Below are 18,209 nucleotides of genomic sequence, written 5' to 3' on the forward strand. Positions count from 1 at the left end.
GGTCCGAGGCGTGCCCGGTTGACTGAGATCATCAGGCCCCTCCCCCCATCATCCCGGCGATCGTCCTTGATGCATCGCCGGGCCCGCAGACGCCGTTTGCCACCGGCGCGGCGCAGCCACTGACGAGGCTTCGCAAAGGCAGCGACACTGCGAACGCCTGCACGATCGACTTGGCATCGGGGTGTTTCATGATGAGGTCTGCCGTGCGGGCTGCGACCGCTGCCACCATGTCCGGCTGCTCTCCCATGCCGGCGATGAGCGGAACGGCAGCATCACCGATCGCGAATATTGGGGGCCCGAAATCCGTTGCGAGCCGCGAGAGGATCGGTACGAACGTCCCCGCGTACTCGACTGCCGCGCCGAACGTCTGGCCGAACGCGACGATGACATTGATGGCACCCACGAAGTTGTCGAAGAGGGCGGTCACCTCTTTGTCGTTCTCGGTTGCCACCCCCGTCAGTGTTGCGAGGTTCCCGACGATCCTGCGAACCTGTCCATCCCGCTTGGCCGGGTCGTTGATGAGCGTGGCAGAGTCCTTGATGATCCCGGCCACGTCACCCTGGGTCCCTTCCAGATTGCGGGAAACGAGCTTGAGGGACTGCAGGACGGCGTCGGTGTTTCTGCCGTTGTCCTTGACCAGGTCCTCGGACAAGTCGCTGATCGAGTCGAGCGTCTGACTGATTCCCAGCGGGGTTCTCGTCTTACTCAACGGAATGCACTGATTCGTCTCGTATCGGGCTCCACCGGAGTACGGCTTGGTGAACTCGATCTGACGTTCGGTCACGATGGATGTCGACACCAGAGTCGCGCCGACGTCGGCAGACAGCGGCACGCTCTTGTCGACCCGCATGTCGATCCTTACACCGGACTGACCTTTATTCTGGTGCACCCCGACGACGCTGCCCACCTTCTTGCCGAGCATGGCGACTGCGTTGCCTTCGAAGAGGCCCGATGCATCGGTGAACTCTGCGCACAGGGCGCGCGTGTCGTCGGACGCTGTCCGGCCTATCCCGATACCAGCGATGACCACCACCACCACGGCGATCAGGAGCAGCAGTCTTCGGACCCAGGTGGTCAGCATTTGTCGTCACCACTCGGAATGCACACACGAACCTCTGGTTCTGTGGTGGCCGGCGCACCGACCGGCGCCTGGAGGAGGACGCCGAGGCGCTGAGTGATCTGATCGATCTGTGTCAGGGCATTGGAGTAGCCCGGCATCTCTGTCGACACCTTGTCCAGGAGCGTCTTGAACTGTTGCACGGACGGTTCGATGCCATCGCGGTACGCCACGAGCGGCCTCGTCAGGAGTTTGAACAGACGCCTGAGATAGTCGAACCCGTCGCGGACGTTCTGGATATCAGGTCCCAGCGTCCTGGCCAGGAAGCTGAGTTGACGGAGAAAGTCGACTAGCACCTGTTTTTGGTCGGCGAAAGCTTTGACGTATTCATCCGATAGAGCGACCGTTTTGTCGAGCTGACCGTACTGTCGCTCTAGGAGGTCCATCAGACTGCTGGTGTTCCTCAGTGCGTCGGGAATGTTTGTGTTGCCGTCGGAGAACGCATTCTGCAGCAGCGCCGCAGTTTGACGGAGATCGACGCCGTTCACATCACGGAACACCGGCGTCGTCGTCTCGAGCGTGTTGGAGATGTCGTAGGTACTCGATGTCTGAACAAGGGGGATGGCCCCCGACAGCGCGGTCGGTCCTGACCCTGGGTCCAGATCGAGAACTCGCCCGCCGATCGGCGTGATCAGGCGAACCGCTGCGGTAGCATCCGAACGGACTGACACCGAGTCGTCGAGTCGAAATTTGACTGTGATAACCGTTCCCGTGAGGTCCACCGACGACACCCTCCCTTGTCTTATCCCCGCTATACGCACCTGATCACCCGACTCCAGCCCGCCGGTGTTGACCAGATGGGCCGAGTACACCTTTTGACCGGGCGGTGCGATATACACGGCCCCGGCGATGACCAGACCGACCACCACGGTCACCACCACCACACCGGCGACGATGAGGTCGCGTCTGCGTTCGGGCTGGTGATGCGATCGATTTCGATTGAACAACCTCACTTACACACCACCAATCGTTGCCCCATAAGCGCAATCTGCGCTGTATCCGGCAGGGGCAGGAGACCTTTCGAACATTGCGCCTCGCTCGGCGTGGAGTTCGTCGCAGCGGTGAGCGAGTCCATAAGGGGCTTGAGCAGCACCGCACCGTTGAGTAGACCCTCTAACTCCCCGGGTTCTCGCGCCAGACGCTGATAGATCGCCGCGAAACTCTGGTCGTACGTTGACTCGAGTTGCTCGCCGGTGAGGACCGTCTTCGACATGGACCGGTTGACCTCGCGTAGCGACTCTCGCAGCCGGTCACTCACGCGGCTGAAGGCGTCGACGATCGATCCCAGCTTGTCGACGAGTTCGACCATCTCCGCCGAGCGGCCTTCGAGCTGGTCGGAGACCTGGCCGAGACTCGTCACAATATTCGTGATGATCTCAGACCGCTGGTTCCCGTAGGCGGTGATGTTGGCGATCTGCTTCAGAACAGGCGATATGCCCCTTCCATCACCTTGAGCAACGCGCAATAAATTGGACTGCAGTTCATTGATCTCGTCGGCATTAAGCGTGTCGAACACCGGCTTGAATCCGTTGAACAAGGTGGACACATCAAATGAGGGAATGGTCTTGTCGAGCGCCACCTGTGTGAGTTCCCCCTGTGTCTTCCCCTGTGCCGCACCGATCAATTCGACATATCGCTGTCCGAGAAGATTCTGATAACGCACGGCGGCGGTGGTTTTCGATGTGATCGTGATGTCGTCGTTCAGTTGGAAATGAACGACCGCCGTGGGCCCGTTCAGGTCGATCGCCGTCACATAACCGACCTTGACTCCAGCCAGCCGCACACCGTCGCGAGGTTTGAGCCCGGAGGCATCGGAGAAGACCGCTGATCGTTCAGAACTCGGTCCATCCGAGCTGGGTTGGAGGATGGCGATGATCACGTAGGTGAGAACGCCGATGACTGCGGCGAACGCGACGATCTTGATGATGGTGGGAGTTAACGACTTGAGCTTCATCTACCTCGGTCCTCCTACTGCAAGCGCGCTCTGCAGCGCAGGTGACGTCTGCACTACCAGGGCGACCTGAAGTTGTACTCGCTCGCCGACCTGCGGCGTGGCCTTGTCGATGCTGTCCAGGATCTGCGGGATGGTGTAAACGGTCCGCGCGAGCCCCGAGGCCGATCTGGCGACTGGCCTCGCCAGATCGAGGCCGACGTCCAGTAGTGAACTCAACGCCGGGTAGTTTTTGTTCAACAGTCCTCCGAGTGCGCCGAACAGGACCTCGCCGGTGTCGTTGAGGTTGCCCTTGGTCTGTTTGATGGCCTCGTCGGTGGCGAAGAAGTCAGCGATGTCGACGTTTATGAGGATGCCCGGAATGAACGGCTTCATGAAGTCGGCAACACCCTCGGACACGTCTGCCGCGATCGCCAAATCCTGGCCCACTGGCCGCTGTTGAACGTCCCGAGTGAGCTGTGCGATCTGGAACATGAGTTTGCCGGCGTCGGCAAACGTTTGGGAATCGTCGACGACAAACTTCACCACAGAATTGAACGCCGGCTGATCGAGAGCATTGACCAGCTTGGAAAGTTTTCGAATCAGGGTCGAGACCGACGTTTGTTCGGACTGCTGCTTGCTCACATAGACACTGCCGCCATCACGGATGAGCGCTCCCTGCCCGGGGTCGACAATATCCAGTGCCGTCGGCCCCAGCGCGCTGGCGGACGTGTAATTCACCGCCAAGCCCTGACGCAACCGGATGTCGTCGTTCGCTCCGGTGAGCTCAATTTTCACAGACGTGCTTTGGTCGCGCACCGACACCGAGGACACCTTGCCCACCGTGAGGCCCCGATACTTCACCTCCGATCCGCCCTTCAACCCGTCACCAATCGCGTCGGTGGTGATCGTCACTGTCTTGTTATCTTCAAATTTTCCGGTTGCGTTTGACACCAGAAAATAGGCCGCAACCACCACTACGACGAGGACCCCAATCCCACGCAGTGTCAAATTTGTTATTGAGGGCGCGCGCCCTGACGGATCTTTATAAACAGCCACTTCAACCCCTAGCCCGAAATCCTGACGCCCGAATCGAAGCCCCACATCAGCAGGGTCAAGATCATGTCCTCCACAACAATGACGATGAGACTGCTGCGGATCGCTCGACCAGACGCGCGGCCGACGCCTTCTGCTCCACCGGTGGCGTAGAAACCCTGGTAGCTGTGGATGATGACGACCGAAACTACGAAAATCAGGACCTTGATGACTGAGAACGCCAGATCCTGCGGTTTGAGGAACGCATTGAAATAGAAGTCGTAGGTGCCACCTGACTGGCCGTGTAGCAGGATGACGACCAGCTTGGCCGCGGCGAAACTTAGTATCAGCGTCACGATGTAGAGCGGGATGATGGTGGTGATCGCTGCGACCACGCGTGTGCTGACGACGTATGGAATCGGCCGCACCGCCATCGATTCGAGTGCGTCGATCTCTTCGGCGATGCGCATCGAACCGATCTCCGCAGTGAGGCGACAGCCGGCCTGGGCCGCAAAGCCGATCGCAGCGATCATCGGTGCCAACTCCCGAGTGTTGGCGTATGACGAGATGAACCCGGTAAGAGACCCCATCCCCACCAGGTCCAGCGAGGCGTAACCCTGGATGCCGATAGATGCCCCGACAGCCATTCCGAGAATGACCAGCACGACTGCGGTACCCCCGCCGACCAGAACAGCGCCTCGTCCCCAGGCAAACTCCTGTATGTACAAGAGCGTCTGTCGTCGATAGGTGGTCGCGACGTGACGAATTCCTGCGACGGTGTCGATGATGAACGTGGTGATGTGCCCGAGTTGTGCGGGGACTTCGGCGAGGGGCGTCACAGAACGCACGATCGGACGAGTGACCGAAGTGAAACGGGTGGATGGTACTGCGGTCACGTGTTCTCCGTCATCCGATGGTCTGCGGGACGAACATGATTGTCAGCTGGGTGATGACCACGTTGATGACGAAGCACGCCACCACCCCCAGGACCACGGTGGCGTTGACAGATTGGGCCACACCCTTCGGGCCGCCTTTCGTGGACAGACCCCGGTGACATGCGATCGCCACGACCACGAGACCGAACACCAATGACTTGATCAGTGCCACCAGGATGTCCGCCGACGAGGCGAACGAGGCGAACGAGGCGACGTAACTTCCGGGCGTGATGCCCTGGACGTTGACGCTCAGGATGTAGCCGGCCACGAGACCGGTAAACACGATCAGCATGCACAACATTGGAGCGACGATGAGAACCGCAACGAACCGCGGTGCGACGACTCGACGGGTCGGGTTGAGTCCAAGAGTTTCCATGGCATCGATTTCTTCACGGACGGTGCGTGCGCCGAGGTCAGAGGCGATGGCTGACCCTGCCGCACCACCGAGCAGAAGGGCTGTGACGATCGGTGCCCCCTGCTGAATGATCCCGAGTCCACCAGCGGCGCCGGCGATGGACGTGGCCCCGACCTGCTGGGTCAGACTTCCGACCTGCACCGAGACGATAACGCCGAACGGAATCGCCACCAGGATCGCCGGCAACGTCGTGACGGTGATGACGAACCAGGTCTGTACAACGACCTCCCGGAAAGGAAACCGTCCGGTGACAATGTCGTGCACGGCCCACCGTAATGCCTGGCCGGCGAGGGCAATCGTGTTTCCGAAGGTCGCAAGACTGTCTGTCGCACGACCAGCAAGTTCCGTAGCGATACTGATTCTCCTTCACCTTGCTGAACAGCCCTCCGCGATGGGTGTTCGCACAGTACCAGGTACTTGCAGTACCCCATTCGCGGTTTGGATACTTCTGCCCGAATTGACCAGCCGGCACGACGGAACACCGGCCCTGTTGACCCTCGATGACGTGTCCGGCCCGTCCCTATGTGCGGCAGTGGCTCTGCGGGGCTCGCAGGTCTGCTCCGAGTTCGTTATTTCGGTTGACGACCTGAGGTGGGCCCTTCGTAGTGGTCCAGTTGTTGTGCGACTCTGTTGCCCGAGTGTTTGGGCAGGAAGAATCGACGACGACATGGCAGGTAGCAAGCGCCGGCGGCATACGCCGGATCAGATCATCCGCAAGCTGGCCGAGGGCAACAAGCTCCTCGGGACCGGGCAGGAGTTGGCTGAGGTGTGCCGGCATCTGGAGGTCACAGAGTCGACCTGGCATCGCTGGGTGGCCCAGTACGGGGGCATGAAGGCCAATGACGTCAAACGCCTCAAAGAACTCGAAGCTGAGAACGCTCGGCTCAAGAAGTTGGTCGCCAACCAGGCCCTCGATATCGACATGCTCAAGGAGATTTCGTCGGGAAACTTCTGACCCCGAACCGCAAGCGCAGCGCCGTGACGATGCTGCGTGAGCGGTTCGGGGTATCTGGGCTCTTCCTGATTCAGAGTGCGTCGAGGTGTTGTGCGAGGCCGCCGGAGTGGATGAGTGACCGCAAGATGTAGTGGTTGAGGTTGCGGAAGCCCAACGCGATCCCGCGGAGGTGTTCCAGGCGGCCGTTGATCGCTTCGACGGGTCCGTTGGAGGCGCCGGTGTCGAAGTAGGCCAAGATCTCGGCACGCCGCGCCCATAATGATCGGCCGAGTTGGGCCAACTCTGCCAGCCCGGACGGAACGCCGGTATGAATCCGTTTGAGCAGCTTGTACATCGCGATCTTGCCGTCACGCTTGTTCTCCTGGCCGTAGGCGTTGATCAGCTCTTGGTAGATCGTGTAGGTGACCGAGACGGCCACGTGCTCCTCGTGAGCCTCCAACCCGCTACGTAGCCGGGCCTTCTGCTTGTCTGTCAGCAACGCGATCCGGGTCAGCAGTGGTCGGCGGATACCGTAGAGCGGATCACCCGTGCGGCCGCGGTGCCCACACGTATCGTGTTGCACGCGTTGACGACACACTGTGAGCTTCTCGGCGGCCAGATGGACCACGTGGAACGGGTCCATCACCGCCCGCGCCTTATCCAATGCCTCGGCGGTCGCGGTGCGATACCCGGTGAATCCGTCCATGGTGACCACCCGGATCCGGTCCCGAAAGGAGTCATCGCGGGCATCGAGCCAGTCCTTCAACGCCGCTTTGGACCGGCCGCCCACCATATCCAGCAAGCGCGCCGACCCGGTCCCATCCACAATCGGTGTGAGGTCGACCAGCACGGTCACGAAACTCGAATCACCATTGCCGCGAACATGTTTCCACTTGTGCTCATCAACACCGAGAACCCTGACACCGTCGAGTCGGCCAGGCGCCGAAGCCACCGTACGCGCCGCCTGCAACGCGAGGGCATTCACGGTGTTCCAGCCCAACCCGACCGACGCGGCGACCGCAGAGACGCTCATCTTGTCCAGAATCATCCGCCGAAGAATCCACGCGATCGTGCGGCGCGTCACCGCCGCGCGCGGCGCGACGATCGCCGAGATGTCGGCGCGAAAGATGCCCTGACCACACGCGCCGTTCTCGCAGGCGTAGCGCGGCACCCTCAGATGCAACCGGGTCGGATGGCCCACGATCGGTAGATCTGCCACCTCACGATCGACATGATCACGCAACCGACCCGCCCGCTCGCACCTCGGGCAGCTACTCTTCGGGGCCAAGACCTCGCAGAACAGGTGTGTGCGATCCTCGCCGTCGAGAGCGGCATCGGTGATCGTCACCCCGAGTTCGATCGTGCGGCAAATCGTGTCGGCAATGGCGCTACGCTGCAACGAGGGTCCTGTCGGTGTGAGTGATGAGGTGTAGGGGCTTTCATCTTCACACCACAGGACCCGCCCGCATCCCCGGCTCGCCGCCGCCGAACCCGACCTACATCTTGTGCCCGGTAGAACCCGTTCTACGCACCGTCAATCAGGAAGAGCCGGTATCTGAGCGGCGAGCATGTGCTGTGGTGGGCATCCACCGCTCCACGATGCGACTGCACCCAGCGCCGATCACCGCGGAGGAAGCCGAGCTGCGGTCCTGGCTACGTGGGTTTTCCACCGACCGGCCCCGCTGGGGCTGGCGACGCGCCGCGATCGCCGCGCGCAAAGCGGGCTTCACGGTCAACAACAAACGCATCCGCCGCCTGTGGCGTGAGGAGGGGCTGCGAGTTCCCCAGCGCCGCAGGAAGAAACGGCTCACCGGAATCGGGACCGCGGTTGGGGCGATGTGCCCAATCCGGCCGAACGTGATCTGGGCGATGGACTTCCAATTCGACACCACCGCCGACGGCCGAACCATCAAAATGCTCAACGTGATCGACGAGTTCACCCGCGAAGCCCTGGTGATCCACGTCGACCGCGTCATCAACGCCGATGGCGTGGTTGACGTTCTCGACCGCCTGGCCCTGATACATGGTCCACCGTGCTACGTGCGGTTCGACAACGGACCGGAATTCGTCGCTCACGCCGTCAACGACTGGTGCCGATTCAACGGCACCGGATCACTATTCATCGACCCCGGCTCCCCGTGGCAGAACGCCTGGATCGAATCGTTCAACGGCCGCCTGCGCGACGAGCTGCTCAACTCCTGGCGCTTTGACTCCCTGCGCGAAGCCCGGGTCATCATCGAAGACTGGAGGATCGACTACAACGCCAACCGACCCCATTCGGCCCACCACGGACTCACCCCCGCCGAGTTCGCCCTACAGTGGACCACGACCCACCAACCTCAAGCCGCATAGCGACTGGACCATCGAATGGGTCCCCCTCAGACCGGGCTGACCTAAAGCATCGGATGCACGCGTGTTCGTACGAGCAGCGCGTAACGTAAGGTCGCTCGCCGGTTCTGAGTTCGACTTTTCAGGTCCCCTCGTTGCAAGCTGGGACCTGTGGCCACAGCGGTCCACGTTTACATTCTTTGATCGCCAGCGCTCGCCTGACGTACAGAGATCGACACGTTGTTCCGTTAGGCGATGTAATCGCCTGCAGCACAACTTTGTTCGGGGAAAAGATGCGGAATCGGTTCCGGCTGCGCTGGATTCGCTGGTGAAGCCAGCGGCAGCGATCGCGCCGACAGACAGCGTTTGCACCCCAGCGGACGGCCGGGCACTGGTGCTGCGGGGCCTCGTGATCTACGGTTCCACCCATGGTGACAGTAGCCGTGAAATACGTGCCAGCCCGAGTCGCGCATACTGCTTTACAACGACCACGCACGCCGGTCGAGCTCGTCAACACACTTCGCACCAGATCGCCGGCTAAACGGCTACAAAACTTGACCGTCCTCGTCACTGGCTCGTCGTCGGGCATCGGTGCTGCGGCAGCTGAAGAGTTCGCCCGTCGTGGAGCCCACGTCCTGACGGTGGCGCGTCGTGCCGACAGCCTCGACGAACTCGTCACGCGTATCCGGGCCGAGGGCGGCTATGCCGACACCTGTCCGGGGGATCTCTCCGATACCGACGACACAGCTCGCTTGATCCAGTACGTGCTCGATAAATACGGCTGCCCGGACATCGTCGTGAACAACGCCGGGCGGTCGATTCGCCGCGAGGTCCTCGACTCGACTGATCGGCTACACGATTATCAGCGCACCATGGCGGTCAACTACTTCGGTCCCGTGCAACTGACGTTAGGGTTCCTACCTGCCATGAAGGAGCGCGGCAGCGGTCACTTCATCAACGTGTCCACCTGGGGTATCCCGATGGGCGCCATGCCAAAGTTCTCGGCATACGCGGGATCGAAGGCCGCGATTACCGCTTTCGGACGCAGCATAGCGTCGGAGTTGCGCGGCACAGGGGTCTCTGTGACGACAGTCTTTTTCCCGCTCGTCCGGACACCGATGATCGAGCCCACCGACGAATACCACCACACTCCCGCGCTCACTGCGGCTGAAGCTGCGGCCTGGCTTGTGCACGCGGCTGTCTACCGCGATCTGGAGGTCATGCCGCGAGTGGCACGGCTTCTCCGACAAGTCGGCGCGGCATCATCGAGAATCGCGGACGGGCTTGTAGAACGCAATGCGCCCTGACGTGTATGCCCCAGATAGTGGCCCCGGCGAGTTGATCAACTTGCTCGGGGGTCGATATGCGTGGACACGGGATAGCTGACTCATTCGGTGCGATCCACCGGAGCCGCCGAGACCGTCTTGGCTTTCCCGGTGAGCGACGCACACTGCGCTGACGTAGGTGGAGTCGTGGAGATTGTCGGCGAGCTGGGGATCGAGGCCGCTTTCGGAGAGCGCGTCGGCCACCATTGCTGTGGTGACGTCGGCGCTCTGGTGGTGCACACGCTGCCCCGGGGCGGTGCAGAGCGGTCCGAGTGCCTGTCGCCGGTCCTGTCATGTGCAGCGGCCAGGACACAACCCAGCCTGCGAGAGACCGCTATGTGGTGCTGTTGCTGGTGCTCAGGAACATCTGCGCCCTCGTTGAGCACTGCCAAACTCATTTGCCGCCAATCAATCTCGATGTCGGCGCCGCGCGGCGTTGAGCAGCCACCGTGAGGCGGCCAAGGCGAACGGGCATGCCGGGTCAAGATGGAATGTCCCTGCGCTCATCGGTACTCGTTGCGGTCGCGGACTGTTGGACGTGTTTACTCACGTGGAGGCTATGGCTTCCAATGCCGCGATAGCGGCCGAGAGTTTGGCTGACGCGTCGGTGGCCACCGGTGCAAGTTCGGCTTCCCCGGAGACCTCGACCATCAGGTCGGGATTCATCGCTTCGACGATCGAGTTTGATCGATTGGTGGCGTCGGTGCGGACCACGACATTGCAGGGCAACAGCAGACCGATCTGCCGATTGACTCCCAGAGCGCGATGGGCCAAAGGTGGATTACAAGCCTCCAGGATCAGGTAATTTTCCATGTCCACATCGAGCTTTGTTCTCAGGGTGTCTTTGACGTTGATCTCGGTGAGGATCGATCCGACCCACAGCCGGCCACGCCGGCGGCGAGGACCGCGCACGCCGCGATCACCGCAGTGCGCGTCGTGGCTCGGCCGCCCCGCACGCGGGTCACCGCTGCGCCTCGTCGGGTGCGGGCAGATAGGCCGCGTCCGCGTGGCGGCTGGGGTGGGCGTACGGCGCCCGGACCGCGATCCGGGAACGCCCACCGTGGACGATGTCCGGGCGGTCAGCGACGCACGGTGCCGGGGTGCTGCGGCCCAGGACGCCGGGGTGGTGTTCGTGGCCAGCGGACCAGACGTCGTCGCCGGGTGCCGGTTCGATGGTCCAGGCGGTGACGCGGCCTTCGCCGCTGGTGCGGTACTTGCCGATATCGGTGACCTCGGCGAGCAGCTCGGCGATCTTCCCGGGGTCGCCGACCGCGCGCCACGTCGCGGTCGCAGTGATCGTCGCGGCGGCGGGGATCAGGCGTTTGCGGTAGTGCCCGCGGGCGTCTGAGACCGTGGAGGGTACCGAGGGTGAGAGGCGTTGCAGATCAGCGTGATCCGTACGGCTGGACCGCATACGTGGTTCGGGATATGGAGTGGTGGGGACGGTGTGGGCGAAGGTGCACATCCAGTGCCACGGCTGCCCGGCCTCGCAGCGCGCCAGCGGTAGCTCCAGGTCTTCGGGCACCGCGAGGGGGTCGTAGGTGAGGACCTCGCCGCGGGCGGCGGCCGCGGCTTTGTGGCGGTGCCAGAGCACCGAGGCCAGCAGCCCGTCGAGGCTGATGCCCCACGGGGTGCCGAAGCACACCCCGTGCGGCAGTTCGGCAGTTACTCTCAGCGGCATCTTCACGCTCTGACCCCTGGCGGTCACGTGCTGAGGTGCTGCACACAGCGAGCGGGCAGACGGTTGGCGAAGTGCAACCCCGCCCCGAGGGCGTTGCGGTCAATACGAATCCAAGTCCACACCCGCCCAGAATGCCAACGCCCGCCGGGTCAGTCGAGCACAGCACGAGCTGACCGGCCTCATCGTCGACCTACAGGCCCAAATCAGCGCCCAGATAGACTCCCCACAGCATACTGGATATGTCTCTTTGCGAGGGGTTACGAGAGTGATTGCGGTCGATACCCAGATCCAAGAGGTATGGAACCCAGAAACCAGAACACTCGCCACCGAGGCGTGGCAGTGCTACAACAGCGGCGCCGTACGCGCGAGCATCACCATCACGTGGACAGCCGTGACCACCGATCTCATCGCCAAGATCGGGTCCCTGGCAGACGACGGCGACAGAGACGCCATCGACCTTCGAGAGGAAATTGAAAAGGCTCAGGACCACGGCCTAACCCCCCAGGGCACCAGCGCAATGCAGAGGATCGAGAACAAGCTACTCGATAGCGCTCAACTCCTAGAACTGATCGACAGCGTGGATAAACGTGCGCTGGAACGCATCCGCGAAGACCGAAACCTGTGCGTGCACCCATCGCTTCGCGGTCTCGATGCGCCATTGTCAACGGCGGCTGAAAACTGACCCTTTATCGACGGTTGAATTTTGACCCCCTTGTGGTGTGGTTACTGGTCGGTGTTGACGAGTTATCGTCGGGTTTTGGTGCGGTAGGAGTCGCCGTCGATGGTGATGACCTCGGCGTGGTGGACGAGTCGGTCGATGAGCGCGGCGGCCACAACGTCGTCGGCGAAGACTTCGCCCCAGCGACCGAAGGGCATGTTCGAGGTGATCAGCACCGAACCTTGTTCGTAGCGGCTGGCGATGAGTTGGAAGAACAGGTTCGCGGTGTCTGAGTCGAACGGCAGGTAGCCGATTTCGTCGATGATGAGCAGTCGGTAGCGGCGGAGCCGTTTGAGTTCGTGGGCTAGGCGACCGGTGGCGTGTGCTTCGGTGAGGCGGGTGGCCCATCCGGTGGCGGTGTCAAAGAGTACCGGGTAGGCGTTGTGGGCAGCTTTGATGCCGAGCGCGATGGCGAGATGGGTTTTGCCTACTCCTGGTGGTCCGAGCAGGATGACGTTGTCGCTCTTGGCGATCCAGGTGCTGGTGGCCAGGTGGGCGATCACGTCACGACGCAGGCCGGGGACGTGGTCGAAGGTGAAGTCCTCAAGGGTTTTGATCGCCGGGAACCGGGCGCCACTGATCCGTAGAGCGGTGCCGTTGGCTTCGCGTTCACTGACTTGACGATCGAGGATCGCGGAAAGGTATTGCTCGTGGGTCCAGTTCTCGGCGCGTGCCCGCTCAGCCAGCTCGGCCCAGCAGCGGCGGATGGTGGGCATCTTCAACGCCCGTGCGGCGAACTCGATATGTTTGCCGATCGAATTGTCAGACATGGTGTTTCATCCTTCAGTGATAGTGGATGCGGTGGGTGTGAGTCCGCCTGGTGGCGGGGTGGCGAAGTGCACCCCGAACAGGTCGTCGTAGTCGGGTAGCGCTCTGATGGGCACCTCGTGGCCGTCGGGGTGGGTGCGTACGCGCGCGGCATTGCGGGCCCGGTTCTGCAGCTGTTGGTTGCGGTAGTCGCGGCGCAATTCTTTAGCCGCCCGCACGTGCTGTGCGTCGGCGATGGTGACGTGGTTGGCCCAGCTGCGGTCATGGTCGGCGACGGTGACCTCGCCGCACGCGATCCGCACCCGGTGTAGATCGGCGGTGATGTCGACAAACCGGCCGATCACTGAGGGGTGAACCGCCCCGGGTCTGTCGGAGGCTCTCGAACCTGTGAAGGATGGAGAGCATGGCAGCACCACGCAAGTACAGTGAGGAACTCAAGGACCGGGCCACCCGGATGGCATGTGAAGCGCGACGAGATCCCGATTCGTCGAGAGGTGCGATCAAGCGGATCGCCGATCAGCTCGGAGTCCATCCCGAGGCGTTGCGCAATTGGGTTCGTCAGGCCGAGATCGACGGCGCGGTCCGCCCGGGCACCACGAGTGAGGACGCTGACCGCATCGCGGCGTTGGAGCGGGAGAACCGTGAACTGCGGCGAGCGAACACGATCTTGAAGCAGGCTTCGGCTTTCTTTGCGTCAATGCCATCCTGAGTAGGCCCGGCGGGATTCGCTCGTTTCTTTGCTGCCCCAGCTTCTGTTGGTGGCTTATCCCGATGTGCGGTCCTGCCGGGTCCCGGACGGTCGTCCGCGTGGCTTGATAGAAGCGTGCCGCTGGTGCCCGATTGAGGCGTGCCCAACGACGACTGCCGGTACCTCGTTCACCCCATCGATCGGAGTCCTCAGTTGATCGTTATCGGAGTCGACGCCCACAAGTCCACTCATACCTTTGTCGCAGTCGACGAGGTCGGACGCAAGCTCGCAGAGCTGACCGCAAAGGCCACTACCGACGGGCACTTGTCCGCCATCGAGTGGGCCACACAATGGCCTCAGCTCCAGTTCGCGCTCGAAGACTGCCGCCACGTCACCCGCCGATTGGAGGCCGATCTGCTCAATCGCGGGCATGCTGTGGTCCGGGTCAAGACCCAACTAATGGCTTTACACCGACGCAGCGCCCGCGAGCCGGGCAAGTCCGATCCGATCGACGCACACGCCGTCGCGATGGCTGCACTGCGCGAGCCGAACCTGCCGATCGCACGTTTGGACGGCCCCGCCCGGGAAGTCAAACTGCTCAGCGATCACCGGCACGATTTGGTCTGCGAGAGAACAAAACTCATCAGCAGGCTACGCTGGCACCTGCACGAGCTCGACCCCGAACTTCACGTCCCTCTCCGAGGGATCCGGCATTACCGTGTGATGGACGAGCCTCGCCGACCGGCTTACGCATTTCACCGGCGTGGTTGCCCAGATCGCTGGAGAACTCCTCAGCCGATGCCGGCAGATGACCCGCCAGATCAACGACCTCGAACGCCAGATCCGCGACCGCGTCCGGGTTCTGGCTCCGTCGTTGCTCGCAATTCCAGGCTGTGGGGTTCTTTCCGCGGCGGTCATCATCGGTGAGACTGCCGGAGCGCACCGCTTCCACTCCAAAGACGCCTACGCAAAGTTCAACGGTACGGCCCCGATCCCGGTGTGGTCGGCGCAGGAGCGGGTGCGTCTCAATCGCGGTGGCAACCGTACAGTCAACGCCGCCTTGCACGCCATCGCCATCACACAGGTCGCACGCGGCGGCCTCGGCAAAGCCTATGTGGCCAAACTGCAGGCTGCGGGCAAGACCCGACGCGAGGCGCTACGACTGCTTCGTCGCCGTATCTCCGATCGCGTGTTCCAGGTCCTGCGTGCCGATGAATCCGAACTCGGGAATACCGCAAAAGGACCGTTCGCGGTGGCGGCTTGACATAGAAGCATCGCGGAGATCGACCGCCCACAGCGCTGATCGTGGAGTTCGTCGCGGCTCACCGCGATGAACACGGAGTCGATCCGATCTGTGCGGCATTGCGCGGGATGTAGGTCAGGTCCGCCACCCACAACGCGTTCGGTGCCGCCGCGGTGAACTGACGGTTGACCCGGTCAGCCGGCCGGGGTGTTTCAGCTCCCTCGCTGCGCGTGGTCTTGCGTGTCTTGAGTCTCGCTATCCCTGGGCACGGTCGCGTGCCGGCCACGACGTGGCCGGGCTGATCCACCACTCCGACCGCGGAGTGCAATACCGAGCCATCCGCTACACCGAACGACTGGCCGAAGCCGAAGCGGTGACATCTGTTGGCTCCAAAGGGGATTCATACGACAACGCGATGGCTGAGGCGTTCAACTCGCTGTTCAAAGCCGAATGCATCCGTAACCCCGTGATGCGCCCGCGAGGCGGCTGGGCAGGTGTGGGCGAGGTCGAGATCGCCGTCGCTGAGTACGTCGAATGGTTCAACCACCGCCGCCTGCACGGCGAGATCGGACACGTCCCACCCGTCGAGTACGAGAGCGCCTACTGGTCGACCCACACCGTCACCAGCTACCGTGAGAACCCGGTCCCCGCAAACGCTGGAACCAACTAACCGAGCCTCCAGCAAACCCGGGGCGATTCAGGTGATCGCGCAGGGGATTGGGTGGTCGAGGTCGTTGACGGTCCTCAAGGATCGGGTGCGGGTGATTCGCCTGGAGTTCCGTGGGGTGGATCCCGCTGACCGGGTGGTCTATCAGCCCGGAGGGTGCTCGCAATGGGATCTGTGTGCGATCCCGAATGCAGGGGCATGGTCGAACGCAACAACCGGTTCTCCGAGACCTCGTTTCTGCCGGGCCGCCATTTCGCCTCGCCAGCCGACTTCACCGCCCAGTTCGATCGTTGGCTGGCCAATTCCGCCAACACCCGGGTGGTGCGCTCAATTGGTGATCGACACCCCTGTGACGTCACGGCTGAAGCCGCCACCGACCACGCCTTCCCGATCTGACCACGCCGAATCCCAGCACTTCGGTTGCGGCTCGTCAGGAACCGAAACTCCCTGAGCCGCAACCGTTGTTCGACACAGCGGAAGCCCACCGCTATGACCGCAACACCCAGCACCCCCGGCACCTACAAACGATCACCGTCTACACCAAGCCCGCGTGCGTGCAGTGCTACGCCGCCTACAGAGCCCTTGACAAGGAGGGCCTGACCTATCGGGTGATCGACATCAGCGCCGACGACGCAGCGCGTGACTACGTGATGGCCCTTGGGCTACCTGCAAGCTCCGGTGGTGGTGGCCGGCGATGGCGACTGGTCAGGATTCGGCCTCGACCGCATCAAGACACTCGGCGAACGGGATTTATTGTTCATCCAATGCATCATTGGCCGGGTGACGGAATTGGCTCTTCCAGCAGGCTTCACCGTCGGATGCTCCTGAATGCGCGCGCAAATGTCCTGGTAGGACCATTGGGTCTGTGTGCATCAATGTTGCATCTGATACAACAGTGGTGTGACGGGTGAAGATGCGGCCGGTGCGCGAAAGTCGCTGGCATCAAATGTTGTAGAGCTTGATCCTGAACGGTCTATGTTCGAGGCAATGGTGCAGGGATGGGCTCAGCAGCAACGGGCACGGTTCTTGCGTGAGTCGACGATCGGGCCACGGGTTCGGTTGGTCCAACGGTTTGCCGAGTTCACGGGGTTGTATCCGTGGCAATGGACCCCAGAAGAGGGCGAGGCCTGGGTTAGTGACCTGCGTTCGGGATCTAATCCTCTGCGGTTTTCCACGGTGCGTGGCTACCAGGTCGAGATCGGTCTGTTTTGCTCGTATCTGCTCGACCCCCGGTACGGGTGGATCTCCGAGTGCGCCAGCCGGTTTGGCCAGCCGCCGTTGCAGGTTTTTCATGAAGACAACTCTGTCATTCACGTCGCCGATTATGAGGGTGATGAGGGCCGACGGCCGTTGACGTATGACGAGACCCAGGCGCTGTTTGACGCTGCTGACGGGCGAGTCAGCCAGATCAGGGCCCTCCGCCGCAAGGGTGCGCTACCGGCGCTGCGGGACGCGGTCGCGCTGAAGTACTGCTACGCGTACGGCATGCGGCGCAGAGAGGTCTCGCGGTCCGATGTTGTTGATCTGCGCCGAAACTCGAAGTTCCCCGCCTTCGGGCGGTTCGGTGCGGTGACCGTGCGGTCCGGCAAGGCTTCTCGCGGTGGACCACCAAAACGGCGCACCGTGCTCACAGTCCCGGAAATGAGCTGGATCGTCGAGATTCTCGACCACTACCTCACCGAGATCCGCAGCGAGTTCGACCACAACGAGCACCCGGCCCTGTTTCTAACCGAACGTGGTAGCCGCCTGGGTGTGCGTGCCATCAATGCCGCATTCACTACTGCCCGCGATGCCGCCGGCCTGGACCCGAAGCTGGACCTGCATTCGCTACGCCACTCCTATGTCACCCATCTCGTCGAGTTCGACTACCCCGAACGGTTCATTCAAGAGCAGGTAGGGCATGCGTTTTCCTCAACCACTGCGGTGTACGTCGGGGTCAGCAACGAATATCGCAACGGCCTGCTGATGCAATCGATCCACGCCCGCTACGGCCGCCACTTCGACCACGGGACGACGTCATGAAACAGATCGACTACCTGTGGCACCTGCGCACCAAAATGGCTGAGCAGGGCATGTTCTCCACGACCGACCTTCAACCGCATCTGAGCGACCGCGGGATCACCTTGTCACGCGAACAGGTGTACCGGCTGGTGACCGGCCAGCCCCAACGACTGAGCATGCACACCCTGGTCGCACTGTGCGACATCCTCGAATGCACCCCCAACGATCTGATCGAGCCCCGCATCGTTGACACTTCAGCGAAGAAGGCCGCGGGTCGCGACGCGGGTGCCACCCCTATTGCGGCGCGCCGCACCACGATCCGGCGACCCCGCACAGAATCATGAACGCCGCCGCACCGCCCCATCACCCGTGCTCTGACTGTGGGCGGATCATGGTCCGTGTCAAACGCACACCCGAAGGCGGG

General features: G+C 62.3%; 20 protein-coding genes and 4 pseudogenes. 12 read left to right on the forward strand and 12 right to left on the reverse strand.

Annotation, left to right across the window (positions count from 1 at the left end; genetic code table 11):
* Positions 1 to 31: 31 nt before the first annotated feature.
* The 6 genes from PWF70_RS00280 to PWF70_RS00305 are packed head-to-tail and all read right to left on the reverse strand — an operon-like array spanning position 32 to position 5,696.
* Positions 32 to 1,081: an MlaD family protein gene (locus PWF70_RS00280; RefSeq protein ID WP_006359628.1), complete on the reverse strand. Its 1,050-nt coding sequence runs from the start codon at positions 1,079 to 1,081 to the stop codon at positions 32 to 34.
* Complete coding sequence (locus tag PWF70_RS00285) at positions 1,075 to 2,070, reverse strand: MlaD family protein (RefSeq protein ID WP_042378899.1); 996 nt, start codon at positions 2,068 to 2,070, stop codon at positions 1,075 to 1,077. Before PWF70_RS00285 ends, PWF70_RS00280 begins: the two co-directional genes overlap by 7 nt.
* A complete protein-coding gene (locus PWF70_RS00290; protein WP_155225536.1) occupies positions 2,067 to 3,071 on the reverse strand; it encodes an MlaD family protein in 1,005 nt (334 codons plus the stop codon). The genes PWF70_RS00285 and PWF70_RS00290 overlap by 4 nt, the downstream gene beginning before the upstream one ends.
* Entirely contained in the window at positions 3,072 to 4,106 is a 1,035-nt protein-coding gene (locus PWF70_RS00295) for an MlaD family protein (RefSeq protein ID WP_040004233.1), read from the reverse strand.
* Between the two features lie 8 nt (positions 4,107 to 4,114).
* Positions 4,115 to 4,978 carry an ABC transporter permease gene (locus tag PWF70_RS00300; RefSeq protein ID WP_006359632.1) on the reverse strand — a complete coding sequence of 288 codons (864 nt, stop codon included), beginning with the start codon at positions 4,976 to 4,978 and terminating at the stop codon, positions 4,115 to 4,117.
* Positions 4,979 to 4,988: 10 nt separating this feature from the next.
* Positions 4,989 to 5,696: an MlaE family ABC transporter permease gene (locus tag PWF70_RS00305; RefSeq protein ID WP_006359633.1), complete on the reverse strand. Its 708-nt coding sequence runs from the start codon at positions 5,694 to 5,696 to the stop codon at positions 4,989 to 4,991.
* Positions 5,697 to 6,099: 403 nt separating this feature from the next.
* Here PWF70_RS00305 and PWF70_RS00310 point away from each other — a divergent pair.
* A pseudogene (locus PWF70_RS00310) lies at positions 6,100 to 6,443 on the forward strand (transposase); the annotation flags it as partial.
* Between the two features lie 14 nt (positions 6,444 to 6,457).
* Here PWF70_RS00310 and PWF70_RS00315 read toward each other — a convergent pair.
* Complete coding sequence (locus PWF70_RS00315) at positions 6,458 to 7,765, reverse strand: ISL3 family transposase (RefSeq protein ID WP_155225270.1); 1,308 nt, start codon at positions 7,763 to 7,765, stop codon at positions 6,458 to 6,460.
* 23 nt (positions 7,766 to 7,788) lie between these two features.
* Between PWF70_RS00315 and PWF70_RS00320 the strand changes: the two genes are divergently transcribed.
* Entirely contained in the window at positions 7,789 to 8,718 is a 930-nt protein-coding gene (locus tag PWF70_RS00320) for an IS3 family transposase (RefSeq protein ID WP_502876439.1), read from the forward strand.
* Positions 8,719 to 9,122: 404 nt separating this feature from the next.
* Positions 9,123 to 10,001, forward strand: a complete 879-nt coding sequence (locus PWF70_RS00325; protein WP_075863886.1) for an SDR family NAD(P)-dependent oxidoreductase — start codon at positions 9,123 to 9,125, stop codon at positions 9,999 to 10,001.
* Here the strand turns inward: PWF70_RS00325 and PWF70_RS24170 are convergent.
* The 3 genes and pseudogenes from PWF70_RS24170 to PWF70_RS00335 all read right to left on the reverse strand — a co-directional run.
* A pseudogene (locus PWF70_RS24170) lies at positions 9,957 to 10,289 on the reverse strand (mycothiol-dependent nitroreductase Rv2466c family protein); the annotation flags it as partial. The gene PWF70_RS00325 and the pseudogene PWF70_RS24170 sit on opposite strands and share 45 nt — an antisense overlap.
* A 276-nt stretch (positions 10,290 to 10,565) precedes the next feature.
* Positions 10,566 to 10,931 (reverse strand): DUF302 domain-containing protein, encoded by a 366-nt coding sequence (locus PWF70_RS00330; protein WP_006358895.1) that lies wholly within the window; start codon positions 10,929 to 10,931, stop codon positions 10,566 to 10,568.
* A 49-nt stretch (positions 10,932 to 10,980) separates the two neighbouring features.
* A complete protein-coding gene (locus PWF70_RS00335) occupies positions 10,981 to 11,700 on the reverse strand; it encodes a Csf3-related protein (protein ID WP_286352800.1) in 720 nt (239 codons plus the stop codon).
* A gap of 265 nt (positions 11,701 to 11,965) precedes the next feature.
* On the opposite strand from PWF70_RS00335, the gene PWF70_RS00340 reads away from it, so the two are divergent.
* Positions 11,966 to 12,382, forward strand: a complete 417-nt coding sequence (locus tag PWF70_RS00340) for a hypothetical protein (RefSeq protein WP_035756068.1) — start codon at positions 11,966 to 11,968, stop codon at positions 12,380 to 12,382.
* 62 nt (positions 12,383 to 12,444) lie between these two features.
* Here PWF70_RS00340 and istB read toward each other — a convergent pair whose 3' ends face one another.
* Both istB and PWF70_RS00350 read right to left on the reverse strand, forming a co-directional pair.
* A complete protein-coding gene (gene istB, locus PWF70_RS00345) occupies positions 12,445 to 13,188 on the reverse strand; it encodes an IS21-like element helper ATPase IstB (protein WP_155224889.1) in 744 nt (247 codons plus the stop codon).
* Between the two features lie 6 nt (positions 13,189 to 13,194).
* Positions 13,195 to 13,530, reverse strand: coding sequence for a Mu transposase domain-containing protein (locus PWF70_RS00350; RefSeq protein WP_040004363.1), 336 nt, complete (start codon positions 13,528 to 13,530; stop codon positions 13,195 to 13,197).
* Between the two features lie 59 nt (positions 13,531 to 13,589).
* On the opposite strand from PWF70_RS00350, the gene PWF70_RS00355 reads away from it, so the two are divergent.
* The 8 genes and pseudogenes from PWF70_RS00355 to PWF70_RS00390 all read left to right on the forward strand — a co-directional run bounded on the left by PWF70_RS00355 (position 13,590) and on the right by PWF70_RS00390 (position 18,129).
* The gene (locus PWF70_RS00355; RefSeq protein WP_286352801.1) at positions 13,590 to 13,895 is read left to right on the forward strand and encodes a transposase; all 306 of its coding nucleotides are present in this window, start codon (positions 13,590 to 13,592) and stop codon (positions 13,893 to 13,895) included.
* Positions 13,896 to 14,033: 138 nt separating this feature from the next.
* Positions 14,034 to 14,801, forward strand: coding sequence for an IS110 family transposase (locus tag PWF70_RS00360; RefSeq protein ID WP_286352802.1), 768 nt, complete (start codon positions 14,034 to 14,036; stop codon positions 14,799 to 14,801).
* On the forward strand, positions 14,683 to 15,138 hold the full coding sequence (locus PWF70_RS00365; RefSeq protein WP_286352803.1) for a transposase: 456 nt from the start codon (positions 14,683 to 14,685) through the stop codon (positions 15,136 to 15,138). Before PWF70_RS00360 ends, PWF70_RS00365 begins: the two co-directional genes overlap by 119 nt.
* Positions 15,139 to 15,412: 274 nt before the next feature.
* Positions 15,413 to 15,787, forward strand: a pseudogene (locus PWF70_RS00370) (integrase core domain-containing protein); the annotation flags it as partial.
* Between the two features lie 195 nt (positions 15,788 to 15,982).
* Positions 15,983 to 16,180, forward strand: a complete 198-nt coding sequence (locus tag PWF70_RS00375) for a hypothetical protein (protein ID WP_006357305.1) — start codon at positions 15,983 to 15,985, stop codon at positions 16,178 to 16,180.
* 131 nt (positions 16,181 to 16,311) lie between these two features.
* Positions 16,312 to 16,612 (forward strand): annotated as a pseudogene (nrdH, locus tag PWF70_RS00380) (glutaredoxin-like protein NrdH).
* 147 nt (positions 16,613 to 16,759) lie between these two features.
* Complete coding sequence (locus PWF70_RS00385; protein ID WP_006357306.1) at positions 16,760 to 17,806, forward strand: tyrosine-type recombinase/integrase; 1,047 nt, start codon at positions 16,760 to 16,762, stop codon at positions 17,804 to 17,806.
* Positions 17,803 to 18,129, forward strand: coding sequence for a helix-turn-helix domain-containing protein (locus PWF70_RS00390; protein ID WP_006357307.1), 327 nt, complete (start codon positions 17,803 to 17,805; stop codon positions 18,127 to 18,129). Before PWF70_RS00385 ends, PWF70_RS00390 begins: the two co-directional genes overlap by 4 nt.
* Positions 18,130 to 18,209 lie beyond the last annotated feature (80 nt).

The sequence above is a fragment of the Gordonia sp. Swx-4 genome (assembly GCF_030316175.1).
GTDB lineage: Bacteria > Actinomycetota > Actinomycetes > Mycobacteriales > Mycobacteriaceae > Gordonia > Gordonia alkanivorans.